At 51.1% G+C, this 7,433-nt stretch carries 4 protein-coding genes and 3 pseudogenes; 4 read left to right on the top strand and 3 right to left on the bottom strand.

What is annotated here, in order from left to right; genetic code table 11:
• Positions 1-6: 6 nt before the first annotated feature.
• Positions 7-418 (top strand): annotated as a pseudogene (locus tag GRI55_RS14535) (IS3 family transposase); the annotation flags it as partial.
• Positions 419-679: 261 nt separating this feature from the next.
• Entirely contained in the window at positions 680-2,050 is a 1,371-nt protein-coding gene (locus GRI55_RS14540) for a hypothetical protein (RefSeq protein ID WP_160767617.1), read from the top strand.
• A gap of 14 nt (positions 2,051-2,064) precedes the next feature.
• Here GRI55_RS14540 and GRI55_RS14545 read toward each other — a convergent pair whose 3' ends face one another.
• Positions 2,065-2,700: a phytanoyl-CoA dioxygenase family protein gene (locus tag GRI55_RS14545; RefSeq protein ID WP_160767618.1), complete on the bottom strand. Its 636-nt coding sequence runs from the start codon at positions 2,698-2,700 to the stop codon at positions 2,065-2,067.
• A 232-nt stretch (positions 2,701-2,932) separates the two neighbouring features.
• Positions 2,933-3,097, bottom strand: a pseudogene (locus GRI55_RS15350) (IS3 family transposase); the annotation flags it as partial.
• A gap of 1,367 nt (positions 3,098-4,464) precedes the next feature.
• Here GRI55_RS15350 and GRI55_RS15355 point away from each other — a divergent pair.
• Entirely contained in the window at positions 4,465-4,638 is a 174-nt protein-coding gene (locus tag GRI55_RS15355; protein ID WP_370873226.1) for a helix-turn-helix domain-containing protein, read from the top strand.
• Between the two features lie 799 nt (positions 4,639-5,437).
• Here GRI55_RS15355 and GRI55_RS14550 read toward each other — a convergent pair.
• Positions 5,438-6,697 carry a hypothetical protein gene (locus GRI55_RS14550; protein WP_160767619.1) on the bottom strand — a complete coding sequence of 420 codons (1,260 nt, stop codon included), beginning with the start codon at positions 6,695-6,697 and terminating at the stop codon, positions 5,438-5,440.
• Between the two features lie 176 nt (positions 6,698-6,873).
• Between GRI55_RS14550 and GRI55_RS14555 the strand changes: the two are divergent.
• Positions 6,874-7,285, top strand: a pseudogene (locus GRI55_RS14555) (IS3 family transposase); the annotation flags it as partial.
• Positions 7,286-7,433: the final 148 nt, after the last annotated feature.

Raw genomic sequence — 7,433 nt, forward strand, 5'->3', positions numbered from 1 at the left:
GACGAGATTAGAAGAGCGGGGTTTGGCGAGGAGCGGATCATTAGCGTTCTGAAAGAGGCCGAAGCGGGGGCGAGCTGACTTGGTTCGTCGGCCCGGGAAGTCGAAGTATGGCAGGCTTAAGGCTTCCGGGCTCGTCGTTTGCGAACGCTCGAGAGCGAGAGCGCGAAGCTGAAGCGGCTGTCGGCGAATGCGATGCTTGATCAGGCTGCGTTAAAGGATATCCTGGCAAGAAAGTTCTGACGCCCTGCGCGAGGCAGGAAGCTGTTGCTCATCTTCAGGACCGCCATGGGATGAGCGAGCGGCGGGCGTGCCGGGTCATTGATGTTAATCGGGGAGCGTGTGCTACCGTTCCACGAGGGACGATTACGACGAGATACGAGAGAAGCTGCGCGAAGTGGCGAACCAGCGTTGCCGGTTCGACTAACGCCGCCAAACTGGATAAGCAACGGGCTATGCCGCTACGCCCTAACGGCTCCGCTACGCAGTTTATTGCTTCAACCGCGCTCATGCACAGCAAAAGCCACTCGACTCTAATCCTAGCTGGAGGAAAGCTGGGGGTCATGGCAAAGCCGAGTTGACTCTATTGTGCGGCAGTGTGCAAGTCTGCGGACGTAGACCGACTTTTCGGACCACGACGCATATCGAGGAGGTGGCATCTCTATTCCTGATAGAGGGAACAATGTCTCTCGATTTAATTCGATGCTTTACTAATGCCGCACAAATTGACACTGGGCACACGATGAACATGGCCTCGTATGATCAGAATTCGGGTAAAGAAATGCGTACTCCAAATGACATGATGTGCGAGTATATAGGGCGGCTCGCCGACTTCTTTGGTCGACCGAGATATAAAAATTTCCATCGAGCTGTTGCGGCGGGCCGGTTGTCCCATAAGCTATTCTATAGTGTTGCGCATATATTAGTTCGGAGCCGTGTTGGTTCATTCGCGGGAGCTCTTTTCGCTTATTTCTTTCTTGGAAGTTTACGGCGAATTCCAAATGCAGAGGTTGTTCTCTTTGGCGAGACTAAGAACAACCAAAAAGCAAACGCTGAGGTTGCGGATATCATCCGGGATCAGTTTTGTTTTCGAATTCTTGTTGCCGATCGCTCCGCAACTTTATTCGATCGCCTATGTAGATTAAAGTCTATAAGCTATATCTGGCGGGCGAAGGATCAAATATCTAACATCAAAGGGTTAGGCCCATTCGCCGCGGCTCAATTATTGGTAGGTGCTGCTGCATATGCATTTTATGCCGCCAAGTCCCTTCCAAGCGCATGTCGTGTGGTTGTATTTTCGAATGATCATTCGCCTGTTCCCACGGCCCTCATGTACGCAGTATTATGTAGTGGGCGAAAATCAGTATACCGGCAACATGCGCCCGTTACTTCAGAGTTCCCACCACTTCGCTACGATCTTGCGATATTGCATGATCAAGTTTCGCGTGACGCTTATCGTGTAGCTAGTCGCCGCTTGGTTGATGCTCATAACTGCTTTGTGACAATTCTTTCCCCATTTCGAGAAAGGGGACGTCCCATGCGTATCAGCGATAGAATTGTGAAAATTGGAATTTGCTTGTCGCTCGTCTGGAACGTCCGCGCTGTAGAACTACTGATTGATGAATTGCAGAAAATACCGTCGCTTTCTCAAATCTTAATCCGGCCACACCCTGGAAACCGGCAGAATTTAGCGCCATTGCTTGAACGCGCAGGGGTGGATCGCGACGAACCGAGTGCATCAGTCGAAGTATTTGCCAATCTAAACGATATAGTAATTGTGCCAAACAGTGGAATTTGCCTTGAATTGCTGCATTACGGCGTTCCTGTCTCCTATCAGGCGGGTTTGGACGCATTGGGTCACGACCTCTACGGTTTCGTAAAGTCTCGAATAGTTATAGAGCGCGCCGAGAAAGTTTTGCCGACCCCGGAGGACTTGAAAGCTTTCTACGACTATAATTGGAGGCATCGGTTTAAAAACTATGATGCTACACAGTTTACCTCACCGGAAGAAATGCTTTCAGATGTTTCAAGCGCGTTAAAAATTGTAATATAATTAATCTTTCATCATTATAGCTTTTCGAAGCGTGCTTTGCTTTGTGATAGTTTTTCCCCTCGCGCATCGAACGCATACAAGGTCGCCGCATAGCGCACGCCTTCGCGTATCGGGCGTCCCCGATGCACAACCGTAGTATCGAGGTGAACTCCATGTCCCTCAGCAAGAGTCAGCAGCATTCGTTTCGATTTCTTAGCTCTCCCCATTAGCGTAGGCACACGCAAGCTTCCGCGATACCGGATAAAATCGGCAAGTTTAACTCCCAGTGCGCCAGTCCCGGACACGTATTCGAGTGGGCCGTTAACCTCGTTAACATCAGATAGGAATACGAAGACCTTTCGCTGCCTGAACCATGAATCTCGATGCCATCCACCACCTGAGCCAAGATTGCCCTCGGCTGCTACGATGCGATTAACCATTAGAAAGGCATGTCTCGGAGCGAAACCATACTTCAGTACGTAGTAACCTAGCATTTTCTCGAATAAAGGTTGGAACTCTGGCAATTTGCGTTCCGCATTGAAAATCCGAATATCCGCCCCCTGCGCGTCATGCCAAAGCTTGACCGATTTGTTCTCGATAGCGCGATCAATAGATTGTCGCAGATCATAGCATTGTCGTTTGTCGAGAAACTGAAAAATTTCGTTGCCCATAATTGTTCCGCTCTAATAATTTGTTGCGACGTAAGATGAAGGATTGGTTATGCGTTTTCAAGGGCACGAGGCCTGACGGGCGGGGGGCGTCCACACATGGCGGCAGGTTTCTTTCTTTTGGATTTAGGGCTAGGAGGCTTTGTCACGCATGAACGGTGTTTAAGCAATGGCCTACTCGTCCATTCATCAGCGGTCTAGGTGATGAGTAACAGCTTTACGCCTTGCGCCCGAACTTTTTTACTAGTAGACGCTGCAACGCAGTTTGATCGAGCTTCGCATGGGCCGGCAGGCGCTTTAGCTTCGCGTTCTCGCTCTTGATCGCTCGTTTAAGCCGACCCTGAGAAACGCCCAACTGGCCATACTTGGACTTTCAGTTGTAGATCGCCGCTTCCGACACGGCGGGCTAACAAACCAGGTCAACTCGTTGCCAGTTTCGCCTCCTTCGGTCCGACAATGGTCTGCTCTTCAAACAACCTCGTTCTTTTCATCTCGTCCGTCCTCCTGTCGTGACCAGGTTCTACTGGAACTGGAAGGAAATCACGGGTTCATGGCCGAACGCAAAGCGCGATCGGAGTGATCATGCCATCTAACCGCAAACGGTGACCCAGAAAGAGGTTTTGGTTGGCCGCGCTAGAAGCCTCGCACAGGCACTTGTCCTTAGGGTAGCGACCGACGCCGCGCCTCATAATGGTAGCTGTTCAATTCTGTCGAATGAACACGAATTGCTTCGGTTCCAGCGGCTTGATCCTATTCAACAACGTGCAGAATTTTCAGCGCGCGTGATCCACGGCGCGTGGTGATGCGGTGCAAGGTGTGAATCCCGACCGATGCGTTGCCTTGCCGCATCCCCGACGGGCCCCATCAGGGTCATGCCACTGTACTCCAATGTTTAGCCCCCAGCTCAGGGTAGCGACGACTGCCCTTCAAGTAAGTCGAAGTCCACGGCGTTTCTATCGCATGCCAACTGTATAGAAATCGGACGTGGTCGGTCGGGCGTCGCGCTCCGTTTGGATCAAAATCGTGCATCGCTCTTTCGCGCGACCGAGAATCATGCGTAAAAGACACGGAAACGCCATCCCGACACCTAAGACGACGACAGGGCCGGTTCAATGCTACCTCAATCTCGATCCTATGCGCCTCGTCTTCATTGAAGAGACGAGGATGGCGCTTATCATGATCCGCAGTCATGGTCGGTGCGCCAAGTGCGAAGCGCCGGCCGATGGGCTTCCCGCACGGGCATAGCACAATTACTACACTGGGTGTCGGCCAGCGAATGACTGGAATGGTTGCCCCAATGGTGCCGGACGGGCGGATCAATTGCGACTAGTTCAAAGCTTAGGGCAGCCAGATCCTCATGCCCGATCTTAACCCCGGCGACGTCGTCATGCTGGGCAACCTGTCGAGCCGCACCCGAGCAGCTGTGAAGGAGTAAATCGAAGAGGCGAGTACTACTGCGCCTCCTTCGGCCCCCTCGCTTCGGCTTCAACTCTATTGAGAAAGCGTTCGTGCCATGCATGGCGGACCCCTGTCACCAGCAGGCAGCGTATGGACCAGCCGGAATCGCAAGACCCACTTTGTGCGGGAACCACTTTAATGTTCACTGAACCTAACTACCTGGAACGTGATGGATTTGGCTCTTTATAAGAGAGTGATCATTGGTGCGTTGGTAAGCAACGCAGTGGAAATACCAGGCGAGGGGCGCGATTTCTTCAAGGTCCAAATTCGGCGGCACAAAACCCCTCGGACGTTACTGGATGGGGCCGGATGCTGCTGCGCGCGGACGGCTCGCAAGGCAAGGAAGTCGCCGAGTGCCTCACGGTCAACGAGTACACGCTCGGTAGGTGGCAGCGCAGGTTCGAGAGGGACCGCATCGAGGGTCTCGCCGACGAGTACTCGCCCGGCCGTCAGTGTACGGTATCGGATGCGCAAGTGCCTTAAGTCGAACTCACATTGAACAACACATCTAAAGGTTCGATCCTCTGCAGGGCTGCCGAGACTACAATTTTGCACACCACTATCCGCCGGATCAGGGGGGCTTATGGCCTGCAGTCGCATCGGTCCCAGGCCTTCAATCTGTCTACCGACCACAGATCGTCCCCAAAGCGCAGGATATTGCTGGTCTCATAATGTCGCCGGAGACCCGGCCGCGGTGTAGCCATATGTCGGTGGGAAGTCCCAGGGTCGGGGCCCCGATCCTGAACAGCCGATCCTGCATTTGGCTCCTGCTTGCTGGAGCGGCGCAACCGTACCTATGACCCAAGTGAACAACGTCACTGTTCGCGGCGCTCAAAATTTGCACAAAGGCAGTTCTGTAAAAGCACTACAAGCGCCACTGGGCAGCGGAGCAACTGAGTTTGTGGACATTCTCAAGTACATTTATCCTGCGATGTCGAAGAGCCCGAATTGCACCTGAGGCTGGACAAATATGCCAATCGGAAGACAATCAAGATCAAGGCTTGGCCGGTGCGGCGGCCGTTCTTGCATGTTCAGCTGACCACGTCAACACCCTCGTGGAACAACCAAATAAAGCGCTGGTTCGCCGAACTCACACGCAAGAGATTATAGCGCGGCGTCCAACGATCTATTATCGGACTGGAAGCAGCGATCAGCGCCTCCATCAGAACGCACAACGTAATTTCCAAGCCTTATTGCTGGATCAAATTAAGCCGACAAGATTTTCACCCTGATTAAACGCTCTCGCTAAAAAGGCAATGAGCCGAAATTGAAATCGAGGTGATTAGAGGCGCAAATTAAATCGCTTCTGACGAGTTTCTGCCAATTTCAACATAGTAATAAGTAGGCCAAGCCGGACAACCAGTCCACAAAGTGTTGCCAATACAATTCCGAGCTGACTGTTGAAGCCTAAACCATAGCCCACAATAGGAAAGGTAAACAAAACACATTCTTGTGCTATGAGATAATTGCGACGCAAGCGCCAAAAAGCCATTTCTTTCGCCGGAAGCGAAACTGCATGCATGTAATACAGGCCGCAGAGAGACAAAATCACCTCGAATGATAGCGGGGTAAGGTCGGCTTCGAGCATAATCGACAAAAGGTACAAAGTGAAAATAATAATGAACAATACAAACGGGAGCAATAAGTTCATTCTGTTAAAAACGGAAGAAATTACTATTGCGTCAGCCTGCAATAATCGCGGCCTTTGGAATGTTATATAACCCAGATTATGAAATGTCTGAATAGTATTTGCAACACTTACTGCAAAAATATAGTCTGCAAAAATATTCTCATGCGAAATATTTATAAAAAATCGATCGATCAAAATCGCATTTGCGGCTAGAAATGCCCATACTTGGGCAACGAAAAACTCATTTCGAAATTCACTGAAGTATCGACGAATAGAAATTGAGATTCCCTGCTTAAACTCAATCTTCACCAGCCGGTAAGAGATGCGAAAGAATTGTCGTCGTATTAAGTAGATATATACTGCTACTCCTAAGGTTGCAGACATGACGTATAAACTTACATCATCGATGTCCGTCGCAAGCGAAACAATGATTAGGGCAATCGCTGGGGCTATAATTCGTAGGGTAAAGTTGATCATCCATTGATAGTATCGCTTTTTATAGACGAGAATTCTCTGATCATCGTCAAAAAACTTTTCTATCAAGATAAGAATCATTGCTAAAACAAGTAAATCTCCTCGATCTAGCCAGAGCCATAATACTAGGCTGGCGACGCCTATGAACGCTAGAATATGGACTAACGTTCCGACTACATAGTTGCGGACGACGTCCCTTCCGCGAAGGCCATGAGACGACCGATCGCTCCCCAAAAAAAGTTGGTACGCGACACGATAGTTCTGATTATTGAGTATGATGAAGCTAGAGGCCGTCGCAGTTAACAATAGGCTGAAGTCTTGTGCTAGCGAATCTTGATCGGTACGTAGGAAGAATAAAAGAATCAAGGGTCGGACGATGAGTCCTACTACCTTGGTCGCAGAAAAAAGTGTTTGCTCGAGACGTCCTACGTTTCGCATGCAATTACCTAGGCCTTTGAGGAATTGGTTTGATGACTTTTTCTAAACGTTCGAGGTCATGCTAACCTAGACTAATTTTTGCAAGAGCGATGTTTACCATCGCGCTTGACGTGCCCGCCTCTCTGATTTTCCTGTAGTCGGGATCAGAGTCGAGGTCTGACAGGAGGACAGACGAGATTAGAAGAGCGGGGTTTGGCGAGGAGCGGATCATTAGCGTTCTGAAAGAGGCCGAAGCGGGGGCGAGCTGACTTGGTTCGTCGGCCCGGGAAGTCGAAGTATGGCAGGCTTAAGGCTTCCGGGCTCGTCGTTTGCGAACGCTCGAGAGCGAGAGCGCGAAGCTGAAGCGGCTGTCGGCGAATGCGATGCTTGATCAGGCTGCGTTAAAGGATATCCTGGCAAGAAAGTTCTGACGCCCTGCGCGAGGCAGGAAGCTGTTGCTCATCTTCAGGACCGCCATGGGATGAGCGAGCGGCGGGCGTGCCGGGTCATTGATGTTAATCGGGGAGCGTGTGCTACCGTTCCACGAGGGACGATTACGACGAGATACGAGAGAAGCTGCGCGAAGTGGCGAACCAGCGTTGCCGGTTCGACTAACGCCGCCAAACTGGATAAGCAACGGGCTATGCCGCTACGCCCTAACGGCTCCGCTACGCAGTTTATTGCTTCAACCGCGCTCATGCACAGCAAAAGCCACTCGACTCTAATCCTAGCTGGAGGAAAGCTGGGGGTCATGGCA

Source organism: Qipengyuania citrea (assembly GCF_009828015.1).
GTDB lineage: Bacteria > Pseudomonadota > Alphaproteobacteria > Sphingomonadales > Sphingomonadaceae > Qipengyuania > Qipengyuania citrea.